Source organism: Arthrobacter sp. SLBN-83 (assembly GCF_006715285.1).
Taxonomy (GTDB): Bacteria; Actinomycetota; Actinomycetes; order Actinomycetales; family Micrococcaceae; genus Arthrobacter.
The window spans coordinates 4,197,274-4,213,921 of the sequence record NZ_VFMX01000001.1 but is presented as its reverse complement, the minus strand read 5'-3'; the positions used below and the strand labels follow the sequence as shown (position 1 = coordinate 4,213,921).

Annotated in this window: 9 protein-coding genes and 3 rRNA genes; 9 read left to right on the top strand and 3 right to left on the bottom strand. The window is 62.9% G+C overall.

From position 1 onward, the window contains the following. Window positions 1–738 (top strand): maleylpyruvate isomerase family mycothiol-dependent enzyme, encoded by a 738-nt coding sequence (locus FBY30_RS19660; protein ID WP_142134450.1) that lies wholly within the window; start codon window positions 1–3, stop codon window positions 736–738. 100 nt (window positions 739–838) lie between these two features. Here the strand turns inward: FBY30_RS19660 and FBY30_RS19655 are convergent, their stop codons facing one another. Continuing rightward, window positions 839–1,333, bottom strand: a complete 495-nt coding sequence (locus FBY30_RS19655) for a methylated-DNA--[protein]-cysteine S-methyltransferase (RefSeq protein ID WP_142134448.1) — start codon at window positions 1,331–1,333, stop codon at window positions 839–841. Beyond that, on the bottom strand, window positions 1,330–2,823 hold the full coding sequence (locus FBY30_RS19650) for an AlkA N-terminal domain-containing protein (RefSeq protein WP_142134446.1): 1,494 nt from the start codon (window positions 2,821–2,823) through the stop codon (window positions 1,330–1,332). The genes FBY30_RS19655 and FBY30_RS19650 overlap by 4 nt, the downstream gene beginning before the upstream one ends. Window positions 2,824–2,951: 128 nt before the next feature. Between FBY30_RS19650 and FBY30_RS19645 the strand changes: the two genes are divergently transcribed. The 6 genes from FBY30_RS19645 to rrf all read left to right on the top strand — a co-directional run bounded on the left by FBY30_RS19645 (window position 2,952) and on the right by rrf (window position 13,237). Continuing rightward, a complete protein-coding gene (locus FBY30_RS19645; RefSeq protein ID WP_142134444.1) occupies window positions 2,952–3,641 on the top strand; it encodes a DNA-3-methyladenine glycosylase in 690 nt (229 codons plus the stop codon). A gap of 51 nt (window positions 3,642–3,692) precedes the next feature. Beyond that, a complete protein-coding gene (locus tag FBY30_RS19640) occupies window positions 3,693–5,921 on the top strand; it encodes a HelD family protein (protein WP_142134442.1) in 2,229 nt (742 codons plus the stop codon). Window positions 5,922–5,955: 34 nt separating this feature from the next. Beyond that, the gene (tyrS, locus tag FBY30_RS19635; protein ID WP_142134440.1) at window positions 5,956–7,269 is read left to right on the top strand and encodes a tyrosine--tRNA ligase; all 1,314 of its coding nucleotides are present in this window, start codon (window positions 5,956–5,958) and stop codon (window positions 7,267–7,269) included. Window positions 7,270–7,770: 501 nt separating this feature from the next. After that, window positions 7,771–9,293, top strand: a 16S ribosomal RNA gene (locus FBY30_RS19630). 515 nt (window positions 9,294–9,808) lie between these two features. Continuing rightward, a 23S ribosomal RNA gene (locus FBY30_RS19625) occupies window positions 9,809–12,935 on the top strand. 185 nt (window positions 12,936–13,120) lie between these two features. Beyond that, window positions 13,121–13,237 (top strand): 5S ribosomal RNA (gene rrf / locus FBY30_RS19620). Together the 16S, 23S and 5S rRNA genes form the textbook arrangement of a ribosomal RNA operon. Window positions 13,238–13,509: 272 nt before the next feature. Here rrf and FBY30_RS20865 read toward each other — a convergent pair. Beyond that, window positions 13,510–14,553: a hypothetical protein gene (locus tag FBY30_RS20865; protein WP_200830730.1), complete on the bottom strand. Its 1,044-nt coding sequence runs from the start codon at window positions 14,551–14,553 to the stop codon at window positions 13,510–13,512. 12 nt (window positions 14,554–14,565) lie between these two features. Between FBY30_RS20865 and FBY30_RS20860 the strand changes: the two genes are divergently transcribed. Then, a complete protein-coding gene (locus tag FBY30_RS20860; RefSeq protein ID WP_235009508.1) occupies window positions 14,566–15,648 on the top strand; it encodes a hypothetical protein in 1,083 nt (360 codons plus the stop codon). 6 nt (window positions 15,649–15,654) lie between these two features. Further along, window positions 15,655–16,644, top strand: a complete 990-nt coding sequence (locus tag FBY30_RS19610) for an HAD-IIA family hydrolase (protein ID WP_142134435.1) — start codon at window positions 15,655–15,657, stop codon at window positions 16,642–16,644. The last annotated feature ends 4 nt before the right edge of the window (window positions 16,645–16,648 follow it).

Sequence of the window (16,648 nt, the reverse complement as noted above, 5' to 3'; positions counted from 1 at the left end):
ATGACCTCTCCTTCTCCTGCCGGCCTGCTGGCTGAGCTGCACAAGGCCGCCACGGCGCTGACCGCCACCATGGACCGCATCCCCGACGGCGGCGAACGCGCTCCGTCCACCCTTCCCGGCTGGAGCCGCGGACACCTGCTGGCCCACATCACCGGTATCTGCAATGCGTTGGCCCGCCAAGTGGAGTACGGCCGGCACGGTGAGACCGTGGAGCTTTACGACGGCGGCGTGGACGGCCGTAACCGGGCCATCGAGCTCGCCGCCGGGCACAGCCTCCAGGAGCACCGGGACGACGTCGCTGCGGCCATGCAGCGGGCATTGGCCGCCTTTGATGCGTTGACCGAGGATGAGTGGCGGACCCATATCGCGTTCCGCGACGGAGTGATCTTCGACGCGGGGCTGGCGCTCTGGCGCGAACTGGTCATCCACACCGCGGACCTGGACAGCGGCACGGGACCCGAGACCTGGAACCGGGAGTTCTGCTCCCACCTGTTCGACTTCCTGGCCGCCCGCGTGCCCGCCGAAACCAAGCTGGTCCTGCAGCCCGTGGCACTCCCGCCACTGGCCCTCGGAGCCGGCGCCAGCACCGTCGTCGTCAGCGGCATGGTCACCGACATCGCCGCCTGGCTGGCCGGACGGACGCCGTCCCTGGACAGCCTCCGTGCCACGGCCGCCGGGGACGGCACCGACCTTCCCAACCTGCTGCCCTGGCCGTCGGCGATGCCGGATCCCAAGTAGCACGCCCCGCCCCCAAACCTCTGCGCGAGATGGCATTTAATGGCAATGCCGCGGCGCAACACTGCCGTTAAATGGCATCTCGCGGGTGGGAGGAGAGCGCCTATGCGGCTTCGCGGGCCAGGAGGCTTTCCTTGACGCGCAGGCCCCACCGGAAGCCGCCCAGCGACCCGTCCGTCCGGATCACCCGGTGGCACGGAACGAACAGTGCCGCAGCGTTGAACGCGCACGCGCTGGCCGCAGCCCTCACGGCGCGCGGGTTGCCGGCCAGGGCCGCGTACTCGGTGTACGTGACCGGTGAACCCGGCTTGACCTGGCGCAGGACGTCCCATGCATGGGCGCGGAACGGGCCCGACTGCTGAAGCACAGGGACGGCCATGGCAGGGGCGGGGTCGCCGGCGTAGAAGGCCTCGACGGCGGACGAGATGGCTCCGAGGTCCGCCACCACCTCCACGGTGTCGGGGCGGAGGGAGGGATGGACCTGCCCGGTCAGTTCGGCAAGGCCGGCAGTCCAACCCGAGGCAAGGACCACGCCGTCCCTTGCAAGCACCGTGAATGGGCCGTCCGGCGTGGACAGCTGCAGCAGTTGGGCTTTCATGGCATCCCTTTCGCAGGAGCGGTGGTTGTCAGGGCGGGCCGGGCAGCAGCGCGCCAAAGGTGCATGGTGGCGTAGGAACGCCACGGGCTGGTCTCGCGGAAGTCAAGGCTCAGGGCGCCGTCCCCGATGGCGTAGTTCCCATTATCGAGGGCGCGGATCCCGTTCCGGACCGCGGCGTCGTTGGCGAGGAAGATGTCCGGTGCGCCCAGGACGCGCATTGCCACGTACCCCACCGTCCATGGGCCCACGCCGGGCAACGGCAGCAGTTTCGCGCCCAGGCCGGCCAGGTCGTCGCCGTATCCGAACTCGAAGTGTCCTTCAGCCATCGCCGTCGCGGCATGCAGCAGCGATTCGATCCTGCGCCGGGGACCGCGGAGCAGATGCTCCGCCGCCGCGATCTCCGCGGGTGTAGGGAACAGCCGGTCCAAGCCTTCGCCGGGAGCGCTGGAGGGACTCCCGGCCGCGGACAGCTGGGTCAGCGCGGTCCGGGCTGCCGCTACCGTGATCTGCTGGCCCACCATGGCCCGGACCAGCAGTTCCTGTGGGTCCAGCGCCCCGGGCATCCGCATCCCCGGCGCCTGGGCAACGGAGGTGGCCAGGCGGGAGTCGGCGGCGAGGGCAGTATCAATTGCCTCCGGATCGGCGTCCAGGTCGAAGAGCCTGCGCACGCGGCTGAGCAGCGCCGGCAGGTCGCGCAGGTCCACCGCGCCGACGGTGAGCGTTAACTGCCGCTCCCGGGTGCCGCCGTCGTACTCCACCCGGAACCTGGCGTCGCCGTGGGGGAGCCGCAGGGTCCGGGCGTAGGAGGCGGGCGTCCCCTCCTCGATGCCGGGGATGGCGCGGGCTGCAAGGAAGGAGAAGATGCCCGGGTCGAACGGCGGGCGGAAGGGCAAGCCCAGCGTTAGGGCGGTGGTGCCGCCGGCGGGTGCCGGGTGCCGGGACGTTTGACGCAGGGCAGTGGGTGTCATGGCGAACACCTCGGCGATGGTCTCATTGAACTGCCTGACACTGCTGAAGCCTGCCGCAAACGCCACGTCGGCGAGCTTCATGGAGGTGGACACCAGCAGGGTGCGTGCCGTCTGCGCCCTCGCCGCGCGGGCCAGGGACAGGGGACCGGCGCCGAGTTCCTGGCCCAGGATCCGATTGAGCTGCCGGGGTGAATACCCCAGCCGGGCGGCAAGGCCTGCCACCCCGTCCCGGTTGATCACGCCGTCGTTGATCAGCCGCATCGCCCGGCCCGCAATGTCCTGCCGCACGTTCCAGGCGGGGGTGCCGGGCACCGCCTCAGGCAGGCAGCGCTTGCACGCCCGGTACCCTGCCTCGTGTGCCGCTGCGGACGTTTCATAGAACGTCACATTGGCGGCCTTGGGGGTCCGTGCGGGGCAGGAGGGGCGGCAATAGATCCCGGTGCTGCGGACGGCGGTGAAGAACTGGCCGTCGAACCGGGGGTCGCGGGCATCGATTGCCCGGTAGCGCTGCCAGAAGTCCATTCCTCAATCCTGCCAGCCCGGGCCCACTGCTACTAGCGGAAATCGGACATGGCCGTGGAGGGGGCATAACTCCGCCGGGCCGCGCTTCAACGGGGATGAAATCGGCAACATCTGGGTAAGGTCAAGCAATGAACGAAAGCACTTTGGGCGCGGAACGGCTGCGGGACTTCCTGTCTGCGGACGCCCGTGAGCTCGCCCCGCAGCTGCTGGGTGCCGTGCTGACCCACGAGTCGCGCGACGGCGCCGTGTCCATCCGGCTCACGGAGGTGGAGGCCTACATGGGACCCGAGGACTCCCTGCATCCGGATCCCGGCTCACACACCTACCGCGGTCCGACACCCCGCAACGCCCCCATGTTCGGCCCCGCCGGGCACCTCTACGTCTACTTCACGTACGGAATGCACCACTGCACGAACATCGTCTGCGGTCCGGCAGGATTCGCGTCCGCCCTGCTGCTCCGGGCTGGGGAAGTCGTGGACGGGCTGGAACTGGCGCAACTGCGCCGGCCCACGTCGAAAAGCCCCGCCGACCTTGCCAGCGGCCCCGCCCGTCTCGCCAAAGCGCTGGGATTGACGACGGCGGACAGCGGCCGGGATGCGCTGGCTCCACCGTTCGAGCTGGTGCTTCCGTCCGGTCCCGCCGGTCCCGTCAGTTCCGGCCCCCGGGTGGGCGTGGCAGGAGCCGGAGGATCGGACGAGTACGCCTGGCGGTTCTGGCTCACCGGCAACCCCACGGTCTCCCAGTACAAAGCGGCGAAGCCACGGAACCGGAAGCGACCCGCAACGGCGCCGCCCGGTGCAACGTTTCACAAGCGTTAATCGAAATGGTAGTAGAATGGACGGTCTGTCTTTCGCGATAGGGGAACGTTAATGCTCGACGCCGAATTGGCCCACGAACGGGAGTATGTGGCCGGCCTGTACGCCCGGCTGGAGGAACTCCGGGAGGAAAAGCGCCGCCAACTGGCGCAGGTCCGTCATGCCGGAGCCGTGGGCACCATGCAGAACGTTTCGGAACGTGACGCGTTCGCCGCACTGTATGAGGACCGTTTGGCACAGCTGGACGCGGTGGATGACCGGCTGGTCTTCGGCCGCCTGGACCTGGACTCCGGGGAAGCGCAGTACATCGGCCGCATCGGGCTCACCACCGAGGACCTGCAGCGGTTGATGGTGGACTGGCGCGCCCCCGAGGCCGGGCACTTCTACCAGGCCACCGCATTTGACCGGCAGGGCGTGCGCCGCCGCCGGCACCTGATCCTGCAGGGACGCGACGTCAAGGCCATCGAAGACGATGTGCTGGACGCCTCCATGCTCACGGACGCCGATACCCTCCAGGGCGAAGGCGCCCTGCTGGCTGCGCTGAACTCCAAGCGGACGGGCCGCATGTCGGACATCGTCAGCACCATCCAGTCCGAGCAGGACCGCATCATCCGGTCTTCGATCTCCGGGGCCGTAGTGGTTCAGGGCGGGCCGGGCACGGGCAAGACCGCCGTGGCCCTGCACCGCGCCGCTTACCTGCTCTACACCCACCGTGACCGCCTCAAGAGTGCAGGCGTGCTGCTGGTGGGCCCGTCGTCGTCGTTCATGAAGTACATCGAACGGGTGCTGCCCTCGCTCGGCGAGACCGGCGTGGTCATGGCGAGCCTGGGCCGCCTGATGCCGGGCATCAACGCGGTGCCCGAAACAAACGCGGACGTTGCCGCCATCAAGGGCCGATTGGACATGGCTGCCATCGTGGCCAACGCCGTGTCCAATCGCATGCGCGTGCCACCGCAGAACCGGATCCTCGAGGTGGACGGACGCAAGCTCACCCTGACGCCCCGGCAGGTCCGCCGTGCGCGGGAACGTGCCCGCGCCACCGGGAAGCCGTACAACGAGGCCCGCGTGACGTTCGTGAAGATCCTGTTGCGCGAGCTGACGGAACAGATGACCGAGCTCGTTGAGGCCGCCAACATCGGCAACAACGCGGACCGCTCCTACCTTGCCGAGGACGTCCGCACCGCCCGGGACGTGCGGATTGCCCTGAACCTGTGCTGGATGCCCATGACGCCGGAGAAGCTCATCTCCGATCTGTTCAGCAAGCCGGAAATCCTGGAGTTCTGCACCCCCAACCTGAGCCCGGCCGAGCGCGCGCTGCTGCAGCGCCCAGCCGATGCACCTTGGACAGAGTCTGACGTGCCGCTGCTGGACGAGGCCGCTGAACTGCTCGGCGAGCTGGACCCTGCGGCCGGGCGCGGGCTGGCGCAGCAGGAGCACGACCGTGCCCGGGACCTGGCCAACGCCAAGCAGACCCTGGTCAACATGGAAGCCGCCGGGGTGGACCCCCTTATGTCCGCCGAAGAGCTGGCTGAGCAGAACCGGGAGCAGGAAGCCCGGCAGACCGCGGCAGAGCGGGCAACCAGTGACCGTACCTGGGCCTTCGGCCACATTGTGGTGGATGAGGCCCAGGAGCTGTCGCCCATGCAGTGGCGGCTGCTGGTGCGCCGCTGCCCGCTGAAGTCCTTCACTATCGTCGGTGACATTGCCCAGACCAGCTCAGTTGCTGGAGCCAATTCCTGGCAGGGCGCGCTGGCTCCGATGTTCGGCGACCGTTGGCAGCTGGAGGAGCTGACGGTCAACTACCGCACGCCGTCTCAGATCGCCGAGGCGGCTGTCCGGATGGCCAACGCCGCCGGGCTGGTGGTTTCCGCCCCCAAGGCTGTCCGGGAAGGGCGCTGGGAGCCCATCATCGACGAAGTTTCCACCGGTGCCGTGGTGGACCGGCTCGTCGAGGTGCTTCCGGAAGAGCTTGAAGCGCTCGACGGCGGCCTGCTCGCCGTGATTGCCGACGGTGACCTCCTGCCCCAGGCCACGGCCGCACTGCGTGCCGTGTACGGGCGTCGGATCGGGACCGGGGCCGGCAGCTACGAGCAGGACATCGTGGTGATCAGCCCCCGTGAGGCGAAGGGCCTGGAGTTCGACGGCGTGGTGGTGCTGGAACCGTCAGCGATGCTCAACCACGAACACGGCAAGGTGGGGGACCTCTACGTCGCCATGACCCGCGCTACACAGCGGTTGCGGCTGATTGCGTCCCAGCCGGTACCTGCGGGGATTGCCGGCTGACAGCGCCTTCGGCGTTACTGCTAACTTAGGAAGCGTGCCAGAACTGAACAACCTCGAACCGCAGCGCAACGACCCCACTTTTGCCAACGTTTGGCAGGAACTGAAGTGGCGTGGGCTGGTCCATGTCTCCACCGACGAAGCAGAGCTGGAAAAGCTCCTCGCCAACGGGCCGGTCACCTACTATTGCGGCTTCGATCCCACCGCGCCGAGCCTTCACCTGGGCAACCTGGTCCAGTTGCTGGTCATGCGGCGGCTCCAGCTGGCCGGCCACAAGCCGCTGGGACTGGTGGGCGGCTCCACCGGCATGATCGGGGACCCGCGTCCGACGGCGGAACGCACGTTGAACACCAAGGACACGGTGGCGGAGTGGGTTGGCTACCTCCAGGCCCAGGTTCAGCGCTTCCTCAGCTTTGAGGGAGACAACGCTGCCCGGATGGTGAACAACCTGGACTGGACTGCACCACTGAGCGCCATCGACTTCCTGCGTGAAGTGGGCAAGCACTTCCGCGTGGGCACCATGCTGCGCAAGGACGCGGTGGCGTCCCGCCTGAACTCCGACGAGGGCATCAGCTACACGGAGTTCAGCTACCAGATCCTCCAGGGCATGGACTACCTGCAGCTCTACCGCGACTACGGCTGCGTGCTGCAGACCGGCGGTTCGGACCAGTGGGGAAACCTGACCAGCGGTACGGAGTTGATCCGCAAGGTGGAGGGCAAGAGCGTCCACGCACTGGGAACCCCGCTGATCACCAACTCTGACGGAACCAAGTTCGGCAAGAGCGAGGGCAACGCCATTTGGCTCGACGCCGGCATGTGCAGCCCCTACGCGTTCTACCAGTTCTGGCTCAACACGGCGGATGCCGACGTGGTGGACCGGCTCAAGGTGTTCACCTTCCTGACGCGTGCCCAGATCGAAGAGATCGCCGTGTCTGTGGCCGAGCGCCCCTTCGCCCGCGAAGGACAGCGGAAGCTCGCTTTCGAAGTGACCTCGCTGGTGCACGGCGTGGAAGCCACCGAGAAGGTGATTGCCGCCTCGGCAGCTTTGTTCGGCAACGGGGACCTGGCCGCGCTGGACAAAGCAACCCTCCAGGCCGCTACTTCCGAACTTCCCACTGCCACCGTTCAGGTGGATGAAATGGGGATCGTGGACCTGCTGGTGGCGTCCGGGCTTTCCGAAAGCAAGTCGGCTGCCCGCCGGACGGTGGGGGAGGGCGGCGCCTACGTGAACAACGAGAAGGTGTCCGATCCTGAAGCCGTGATTTCCGAAGACGAACTTCTGCACGGCCAGTACCTGTTGTTGCGCCGCGGCAAGAAGAACCTGGCCACTGTTGAAGTGCTGGTTCCCTAGCACCTTCCACACCTGCATGCACGCCCTTCGGCAGCCGATTTGCACGGCCGCTGGGGGGCGTGTATTGTTTTCTGAGTCGCCGCCGCTGAATGGTGACAAACCCCCAACTAATGAGAAGCAATTCTTGCCGCGGATCACGCGGACTTGGAGAAATTGCTTCTTATTCTGCTGGGCGGATTCATTCCACCGAGTGAATTCCGGGAAAATCACCGGATTTGCAAAAGTGAATATGAATGAAATAAGATAAAAACATCGCAGCGAAGAAATGCGGAATAGAAATTCTTTGAATTTTTCCGGCGAGTATTCGAAATGTGTCTGTTGTTTGAGAACTCAATAGTGTGCCAAGTTTGTTGATACCGATTATGTATGTAATTGGTTGATTGTGCCGAATCGTGCCGCCCCTGTGGTATTGGTTTGGTGTTTTTAGCTGGTTTCAAATTTTGTGCAGCCTTTGTCGCCGTTATTTCCGGTGGTTTTGGTTGTGTCTGTTTTTGTTTTACTTCAACGGAGAGTTTGATCCTGGCTCAGGATGAACGCTGGCGGCGTGCTTAACACATGCAAGTCGAACGATGAAGCCCACTTGTGGGTGGATTAGTGGCGAACGGGTGAGTAACACGTGAGTAACCTGCCCTTGACTCTGGGATAAGCCTGGGAAACTGGGTCTAATACCGGATATGACCTTCCATCGCATGGTGGTTGGTGGAAAGCTTTTGTGGTTTTGGATGGACTCGCGGCCTATCAGCTTGTTGGTGGGGTAATGGCCTACCAAGGCGACGACGGGTAGCCGGCCTGAGAGGGTGACCGGCCACACTGGGACTGAGACACGGCCCAGACTCCTACGGGAGGCAGCAGTGGGGAATATTGCACAATGGGCGCAAGCCTGATGCAGCGACGCCGCGTGAGGGATGACGGCCTTCGGGTTGTAAACCTCTTTCAGTAGGGAAGAAGCGTAAGTGACGGTACCTGCAGAAGAAGCGCCGGCTAACTACGTGCCAGCAGCCGCGGTAATACGTAGGGCGCAAGCGTTATCCGGAATTATTGGGCGTAAAGAGCTCGTAGGCGGTTTGTCGCGTCTGCCGTGAAAGTCCGGGGCTCAACTCCGGATCTGCGGTGGGTACGGGCAGACTAGAGTGATGTAGGGGAGACTGGAATTCCTGGTGTAGCGGTGAAATGCGCAGATATCAGGAGGAACACCGATGGCGAAGGCAGGTCTCTGGGCATTAACTGACGCTGAGGAGCGAAAGCATGGGGAGCGAACAGGATTAGATACCCTGGTAGTCCATGCCGTAAACGTTGGGCACTAGGTGTGGGGGACATTCCACGTTTTCCGCGCCGTAGCTAACGCATTAAGTGCCCCGCCTGGGGAGTACGGCCGCAAGGCTAAAACTCAAAGGAATTGACGGGGGCCCGCACAAGCGGCGGAGCATGCGGATTAATTCGATGCAACGCGAAGAACCTTACCAAGGCTTGACATGAACCAGACCGGGCTGGAAACAGTTCTTCCCCTTTGGGGTTGGTTTACAGGTGGTGCATGGTTGTCGTCAGCTCGTGTCGTGAGATGTTGGGTTAAGTCCCGCAACGAGCGCAACCCTCGTTCCATGTTGCCAGCGGGTAGTGCCGGGGACTCATGGGAGACTGCCGGGGTCAACTCGGAGGAAGGTGGGGACGACGTCAAATCATCATGCCCCTTATGTCTTGGGCTTCACGCATGCTACAATGGCCGGTACAAAGGGTTGCGATACTGTGAGGTGGAGCTAATCCCAAAAAGCCGGTCTCAGTTCGGATTGGGGTCTGCAACTCGACCCCATGAAGTCGGAGTCGCTAGTAATCGCAGATCAGCAACGCTGCGGTGAATACGTTCCCGGGCCTTGTACACACCGCCCGTCAAGTCACGAAAGTTGGTAACACCCGAAGCCGGTGGCCTAACCCCTTGTGGGAGGGAGCTGTCGAAGGTGGGACTGGCGATTGGGACTAAGTCGTAACAAGGTAGCCGTACCGGAAGGTGCGGCTGGATCACCTCCTTTCTAAGGAGCACCTACAACAACCACCCGCTCAACGCATGTTGGTGGTGTGGGGTTGTCAGGAGTAAAGGCCCGTTGCACGGACGAATGTTCCGTGGCGGGTGCTCAAGGGTGGAATATCAACAAATAGGTGCCTGGTGGCACGGACCGTTCAGTGAGTACGAACCTTCTCCTTCGTGGGGTTGTTGTTCTGGAAAGCGGCCGGACCGGGTTGTCCTGGGTAGTGTTTGGCACACTGTTGGGTCCTGAGGCAACAGGACCATGTGGTGGCTCTGCGTTTGTGGGGGTTGCCGGGTGGGTTTTGTTTGTTTCTGGTTTCCCTGCCGCGACGTCCCGCACATGTTTGTGTGTGGGGTGTGTGGTGTGGGGTTGTTGTTTGAGAACTACATAGTGGACGCGAGCATCTTGTATAAGAAGCAATTTCCAAGATATTAGAACCTGGATCTGGTTCGTGTGCCTTTTGGGTGTGCGGGACAGTTTCTGTGGTTCTCTCGAGTGAGCTTGTTTTTGATCTTTGTGGTCAAGTTTTTAAGAGCACACGGTGGATGCCTTGGCATTAGGAGCCGAAGAAGGACGTAGGAATCTGCGATAAGCCTGGGGGAGTCGATAACCGGACTGTGATCCCAGGGTGTCCGAATGGGGAAACCCCGCCAAGCGCGCGAGTGACTTGGTGACCCGTACCTGAACACATAGGGTGCGTGGGGGGAACGCGGGGAAGTGAAACATCTCAGTACCCGCAGGAAGAGAAAACAATAGTGATTCCGTTAGTAGTGGCGAGCGAACGCGGATCAGGCTAAACCGTTCCATGTGTGATAGCCGGCGGGCGTTGCATGGTCGGGGTTGTGGGACTTTCCATACCAGTTCTGCCGGGCTGGTGGGGTGTGATGTGCGCGCATAGGTGAACGGTTTTGAAAGGCCGGCCAGAGAGGGTGTTAGTCCCGTAACCGTAATGTGTTTGTACCGCCTGTGAGAGTATCCCAAGTAGTACGGGGCCCGAGAAATCCCGTGCGAATCTGTCAGGACCACCTGATAAGCCTAAATACTCCCTAATGACCGATAGCGGACCAGTACCGTGAGGGAAAGGTGAAAAGTACCCCGGGAGGGGAGTGAAACAGTACCTGAAACCGTGTGCTTACAATCCGTCGGAGCAGCCTTGTAGTTGTGACGGCGTGCCTTTTGAAGAATGAGCCTGCGAGTTAGTGTTACGTCGCGAGGTTAACCCGTGTGGGGCAGCCGTAGCGAAAGCGAGTCTGAATAGGGCGTGTGAGTGGCGTGATCTAGACCCGAAGCGAAGTGATCTACCCATGGCCAGGTTGAAGCGACGGTAAGACGTCGTGGAGGACCGAACCCACTTCAGTTGAAAATGGAGGGGATGAGCTGTGGGTAGGGGTGAAAGGCCAATCAAACTTCGTGATAGCTGGTTCTCCCCGAAATGCATTTAGGTGCAGCGTTGCGTGTTTCTTGCTGGAGGTAGAGCTACTGGATGGCTAATGGGCCCTACAAGGTTACTGACGTCAGCCAAACTCCGAATGCCGGTAAGTGAGAGCGCAGCAGTGAGACTGTGGGGGATAAGCTTCATAGTCGAGAGGGAAACAGCCCAGACCACCAACTAAGGCCCCTAAGCGTGTGCTAAGTGGGAAAGGATGTGGAGTTGCCCAGACAACCAGGAGGTTGGCTTAGAAGCAGCCACCCTTAAAAGAGTGCGTAATAGCTCACTGGTCAAGTGATTCCGCGCCGACAATGTAGCGGGGCTCAAGTACACCGCCGAAGTTGTGGCATTCACACATGTTCTAAGCCGTCATGGTTCAGGAGTGTGGATGGGTAGGGGAGCGTCGTGTGGGCGGTGAAGCTGCGGTGTAAACCAGTGGTGGAGCCTACACGAGTGAGAATGCAGGCATGAGTAGCGAAAGACGGGTGAGAAACCCGTCCGCCGAATGATCAAGGGTTCCAGGGTCAAGCTAATCTGCCCTGGGTAAGTCGGGACCTAAGGCGAGGCCGACAGGCGTAGTCGATGGACAACGGGTTGATATTCCCGTACCGGCGAAAAACCGCCCATGCTGAGCGGGGGATACTAACTGCCCGAAACCTGCCCGACACCCCTTGTGGGTGAAGGGTTTTGGTGGAGCGCAGGACCTGATCCCGGGAGGCAAGCGTATTAACAGGTGTGACGCAGGAAGGTAGCCGAGCCGGGCGATGGTTGTCCCGGTCTAAGGATGTAGGGCGAATGGTAGGCAAATCCGCCGTTCATGTGCCTGAGATCTGATGGGACCCCCGTTTGGGGGGATTTGGTGATCCTATGCTGCCGAGAAAAGCATCGACGCGAGGTTTTAGCCGCCCGTACCCCAAACCGACACAGGTGATCAGGTAGAGAATACCAAGGCGATCGAGAGAATTATGGTTAAGGAACTCGGCAAAATGCCCCCGTAACTTCGGGAGAAGGGGGGCCCCAACCTTGAACACCACTTGCTGGTGGGAGGGGATCGGGGCCGCAGAGACCAGGGGGAAGCGACTGTTTACTAAAAACACAGGTCCGTGCGAAGTCGCAAGACGATGTATACGGACTGACTCCTGCCCGGTGCTGGAAGGTTAAGAGGACCGGTTAGCCGTAAGGCGAAGCTGAGAATTTAAGCCCCAGTAAACGGCGGTGGTAACTATAACCATCCTAAGGTAGCGAAATTCCTTGTCGGGTAAGTTCCGACCTGCACGAATGGAGTAACGACTTCCCCGCTGTCTCAACCATAAACTCGGCGAAATTGCAGTACGAGTAAAGATGCTCGTTACGCGCAGCAGGACGGAAAGACCCCGAGACCTTTACTATAGTTTGGTATTGGTGTTCGGAGTGGCTTGTGTAGGATAGGTGGGAGACGTTGAAGCCCGGACGCCAGTTCGGGTGGAGTCATCGTTGAAATACCACTCTGGTCACTTTGGACATCTAACTTCGGCCCGTAATCCGGGTCAGGGACAGTGCCTGATGGGTAGTTTAACTGGGGCGGTTGCCTCCTAAAAAGTAACGGAGGCGCCCAAAGGTTCCCTCAGCCTGGTTGGCAATCAGGTGTCGAGTGTAAGTGCACAAGGGAGCTTGACTGTGAGAGAGACATCTCGAGCAGGGACGAAAGTCGGGACTAGTGATCCGGCGGTACATTGTGGAATGGCCGTCGCTCAACGGATAAAAGGTACCTCGGGGATAACAGGCTGATCTTGCCCAAGAGTCCATATCGACGGCATGGTTTGGCACCTCGATGTCGGCTCGTCGCATCCTGGGGCTGGAGTAGGTCCCAAGGGTTGGGCTGTTCGCCCATTAAAGCGGTACGCGAGCTGGGTTTAGAACGTCGTGAGACAGTTCGGTCCCTATCCGCTGCGCGCGCAGGAAATTTGAGAAGGGCTGTCCTTAGTACGAGAGGACCGGGACGGACGAACCTCTGGTGTGTCAGTTGTACTGCCAAGTGCACCGCTGATTAGCTACGTTCGGATGGGATAACCGCTGAAAGCATCTAAGCGGGAAGCTCGCTTCAAGATGAGATTTCCATACACATTTATGTGTGAGAGGCCCCCAGCCAGACCACTGGGTTGATAGGCCGGATGTGGAAGCGAGGACTAACGACTCGTGAAGCTGACCGGTACTAATAGGCCAACAACTTACACCACACAGAAACATACATATTCTGCTTGCGTCCACTATGTGGTTCCCAACCAACAACCCCGAACACGGGCTTGTCTGGCAGGAACCAACCAACTGAATAACAACACCACCAGTCCAAGAACACGGACAATGTTGTAACCACTGGTTTTCCCACCCCCGGCACTTTTTGAGGGGGAGCGGGTGAAAGGGTTACGGCGGTCATAGCGTGGGGGAAACGCCCGGTCCCATTCCGAACCCGGAAGCTAAGACCCACAGCGCCGATGGTACTGCACCCGGGAGGGTGTGGGAGAGTAGGTCACCGCCGGAACATAATTACTGGTCGAGGCCCCAACCACCACGGTTGGGGCCTCCCACATTTAACAACCACAACGAGTACCAGGGACGCCCCCAAAACCCCCGCTCACCTACGGCAGGTAAACAACCGACCCCAGCTCACCTCTGACACCAAGGGCAGGAATCCTCGCTCACGTCCTTCTTGAGGCAAATCCGCGGCCCCTCCAGGGAACCCTGCAGCAAGTGAGCGGGCATCGGGAGGGAACGTGCCGGATGTGAGCGGGCATCGTAAGAAAAGCTGCAGGATCAGAGCGGGCGTCCGGGGAGAGGGGACGGGGCCTCGTGTGAACATGGCCACGATACTGCTGCCAGGGCTCCCACCGTGCCGGGGATTTTCTCGGCTCCACTAGAATTGATGAAGATGTACGGACTTCGAAGCGCTTGATTTCGGGTTGCGTAGGAAACGAAACGAGCGGCTGCAGTTGCGCCAGTGGTCGGCTCACAACAGGAGGAATCCATATGGCCGAGCACAACGGTGGCAACCGCGGCAATGACCGCGGCGCGTTCCGCGGCAACAACAATTCCGGCGGTGAGCCCCGCGGCTTCAGGTCGCGGTCCGACCGTGACGGCAACAACTTCTCCCGCGGCGGAGCCACCGGAGGCGGGGAGCGTAAATCCTACGGTGACCGTGATCGTAAGCCGTTTGGTGATCGTCCGCGTCGTGATGGTGAGGGTGACCGGCGTGGTTTCGGTGGTGCTGGTGACCGTGATCGTAAGCCGTTTGGTGATCGTCCGCGTCGTGATGGTGAGGGTGACCGGCGTGGTTTCGGCGGTGCTGGTGACCGTGATCGTAAGCCGTTTGGTGATCGTCCGCGCCGTGAGGGTGAGGGTGAGCGCCGTCAGTTCGGCGACCGTGATCGTAAGCCTTACGGTGATCGTCCGCGCCGTGAGGGTGAGGGTGAGCGCCGTCAGTTCGGCGATCGCGACCGTAAGCCTTACGGTGATCGTCCCCGTCGTGAGGGTGAGGGTGAGCGCCGTCAGTTCGGCGATCGCGACCGTAAGCCTTACGGTGATCGTCCGCGCCGTGAGGGTGAGGGTGAGCGCCGTCAGTTCGGTGACCGGGACCGCAAACCCTTCGGTGACCGGGACCGTAAGCCGTTTGGTGATCGTCCGCGCCGCGATGGTGAGGGTGACCGGCGTGGTTTCGGTGGCGACAACCGCAAGCCGTTTGGCGACCGGCAGGAACGTGCGCCCCGCAGCTTCGACGGTGGCGACGCCCCCCGTGCTGAGTCCGGCCGCGGCGCAGGCCCCCGTGACTCCGGCCCCCGCAGCTTCGGCCGCGACCGCCAAGAGGAACGCCCGGTGCGCGTGCCCAACGCCGCTGACCTTCGCAGCGCCAACCGCCCGGACCGGGAACGCTCACCCGAAATCGACGAGGACGTCACGGGCAAGGAGCTTGACCGCGCCACGCAGCACCAGATCAAGACCCTCGAGTCCAAGAGCTCGGAGTGGGTGGCCCGCCACTTGGTCATGGCCGGCCGCCTGATTGACGATGAGCCCGAGCTGGCGTTCCAGCACGCCCTTGCGGCCAGCCGCCGCGGCGGAAGGCTCGCAGCTGTGCGCGAAGCCGTTGGCCTGACGGCTTACGCTGCCGGCCACTACGGCGAGGCGCTCCGCGAGTTCCGCACCTTCCGGCGCATCAGCGGCTCCAACGTGCACCTGCCCGTGATGGCCGACTGCGAACGTGGCCTGGGCCGGCCCGACCGCGCCCTTGACGTTGCCCGCTCCGAGGAAGCCCAGGATCTGGACGCTCCGGGCAAGGTCGAACTGGCCATTGTTGCCGCCGGCGCCCGGACCGACCTCGGCCAGCTGGATGCGGCAGTGGCGGAGCTTGAGATCCCGCAGCTGGACATCAACCGTGCGTTCTCCTACAGCCCGCGTCTCTTCCGTGCCTATGCGGAAGCACTGGCAGCGGTGGGGCGCGACGAAGAGTCGCAGAAGTGGAGCCGGCAGGCCGTAGTGGCGGAAAACGCCCTGGGCCAAGGTATGGATGAGGAGCCGGAGATCATCGACCTCGGTTGGGACGAGGAAGAAGAGGCCCGGGAAGAGGCTGAGCGCCGCCGGATGCTGGACCGTGCTTCCAAGGCCTCCGGAGCTGTAACCGGCCCCGAAACTACGGCAGCGTCCCCGGAAGCCGCTGGAACTGGGAACCCGCGCGCCACTGAAGCGAAGGCTGTCCAGGACGGCAGCATCGACGACCAGGATGCCGACTACTTCGTTTCCGACGACGCCGAGTCGGACCAGGACTCAGTGGAACACGACGAGCTTGAGCCCGGCTCAGCAGCCGTGGACGAGGCCGGCAATGAGGACGCCGTGGACGACCAGGACGCAGTGGAACACCACGTCAACGCGGATTCCTTTGCGGATGAAGAACGGCGGGACTAGGCTCCCATGACTGACGTTTCCCTGGTTTCCCGCTTCGATGCCCTTCTGGCCGACCTGGACGGCGTGGTGTACGCAGGACCGCACGCAATCCCCGGCGCAGTGGAGTCGCTGCGGCAGCTCTCCGGGCTGGGCATCGGTTTGGGCTATGTGACGAACAACGCCTCCCGTTCCCCGGCAGAGGTGGCAGCGCACCTGCGCGAACTCGGCGCTCCCGCCGAGGACAACCAGGTGGTCAGCTCCTCCCAGGCGGCAGCGGACCTGCTTGCTTCGCTGCTGGCACCCGGGTCACGGATCCTCATTACCGGCAGCCCGGCGCTGGCCCGCGAAATCGAGCTTGCCGGTTTGGTGCCGGTGGGCAGCCAGGATGAGGAACCGGTGGCCGTGGTCCAGGGCTTCAGCCCGGCCATTGGCTGGAAGGAGCTGGCGGAGGCCACCTATGTGGTGAACGCCGGCGCCCTTTGGGTGGCCACCAATACCGACATGACGATTCCGCAGGCGCGCGGGATCGCCCCGGGGAACGGGACTTTGGTTGCGGCCGTCGCTGCCGCTACTGCGCAGCAGCCAAAAGTCGCGGGCAAGCCGGAGGCTCCGCTGTTCCACTCCGCGGCCAAACGGCTCGGCGCCGAGCGTCCCCTGGTGGTGGGGGACCGGCTGGACACGGACATCCTGGGCGGCAACAACGCGGGCTTTGCCACCGTGGCGGTGCTGACCGGCGTCGACACACGCGAGTCGATCCTTGCGGCGCGCTCCGCGGAACGGCCCAACTACATCATCGGGAACCTGACGGACCTGCACCGCCCCTACCCTGACGTGACGCACGACGACGGCACCTACGCTTGCGGGGAAGCGACGGCACGCGTGGCCAACGGAGCGGTGGGCATCATCGGCAGCCAGGACGACCTGGACTCCTGGCGCGCGGCGTGCGCTGCCTGGTGGGCGGAGACGCCGAACGCCGCAACCCCGCAGGCACCCAAGCTGGTGTGGCTCAATCACTAGACTG

What these genes read in the sequence shown, in the direction of transcription:
- FBY30_RS19610 (WP_142134435.1), top strand. Translation starts at nt 15,655, where the DNA reads ATGACTGACGTTTCCCTGGTTTCCCGCTTCGATGCCCTTCTGGCCGAC.
- FBY30_RS19655 (WP_142134448.1), bottom strand. Translation starts at nt 1,333, where the DNA reads ATGAAAGCCCAACTGCTGCAGCTGTCCACGCCGGACGGCCCATTCACG.
- FBY30_RS19650 (WP_142134446.1), bottom strand. Translation starts at nt 2,823, where the DNA reads ATGGACTTCTGGCAGCGCTACCGGGCAATCGATGCCCGCGACCCCCGG.
- FBY30_RS19645 (WP_142134444.1), top strand. Translation starts at nt 2,952, where the DNA reads ATGAACGAAAGCACTTTGGGCGCGGAACGGCTGCGGGACTTCCTGTCT.
- FBY30_RS19640 (WP_142134442.1), top strand. Translation starts at nt 3,693, where the DNA reads ATGCTCGACGCCGAATTGGCCCACGAACGGGAGTATGTGGCCGGCCTG.
- FBY30_RS19660 (WP_142134450.1), top strand. Translation starts at nt 1, where the DNA reads ATGACCTCTCCTTCTCCTGCCGGCCTGCTGGCTGAGCTGCACAAGGCC.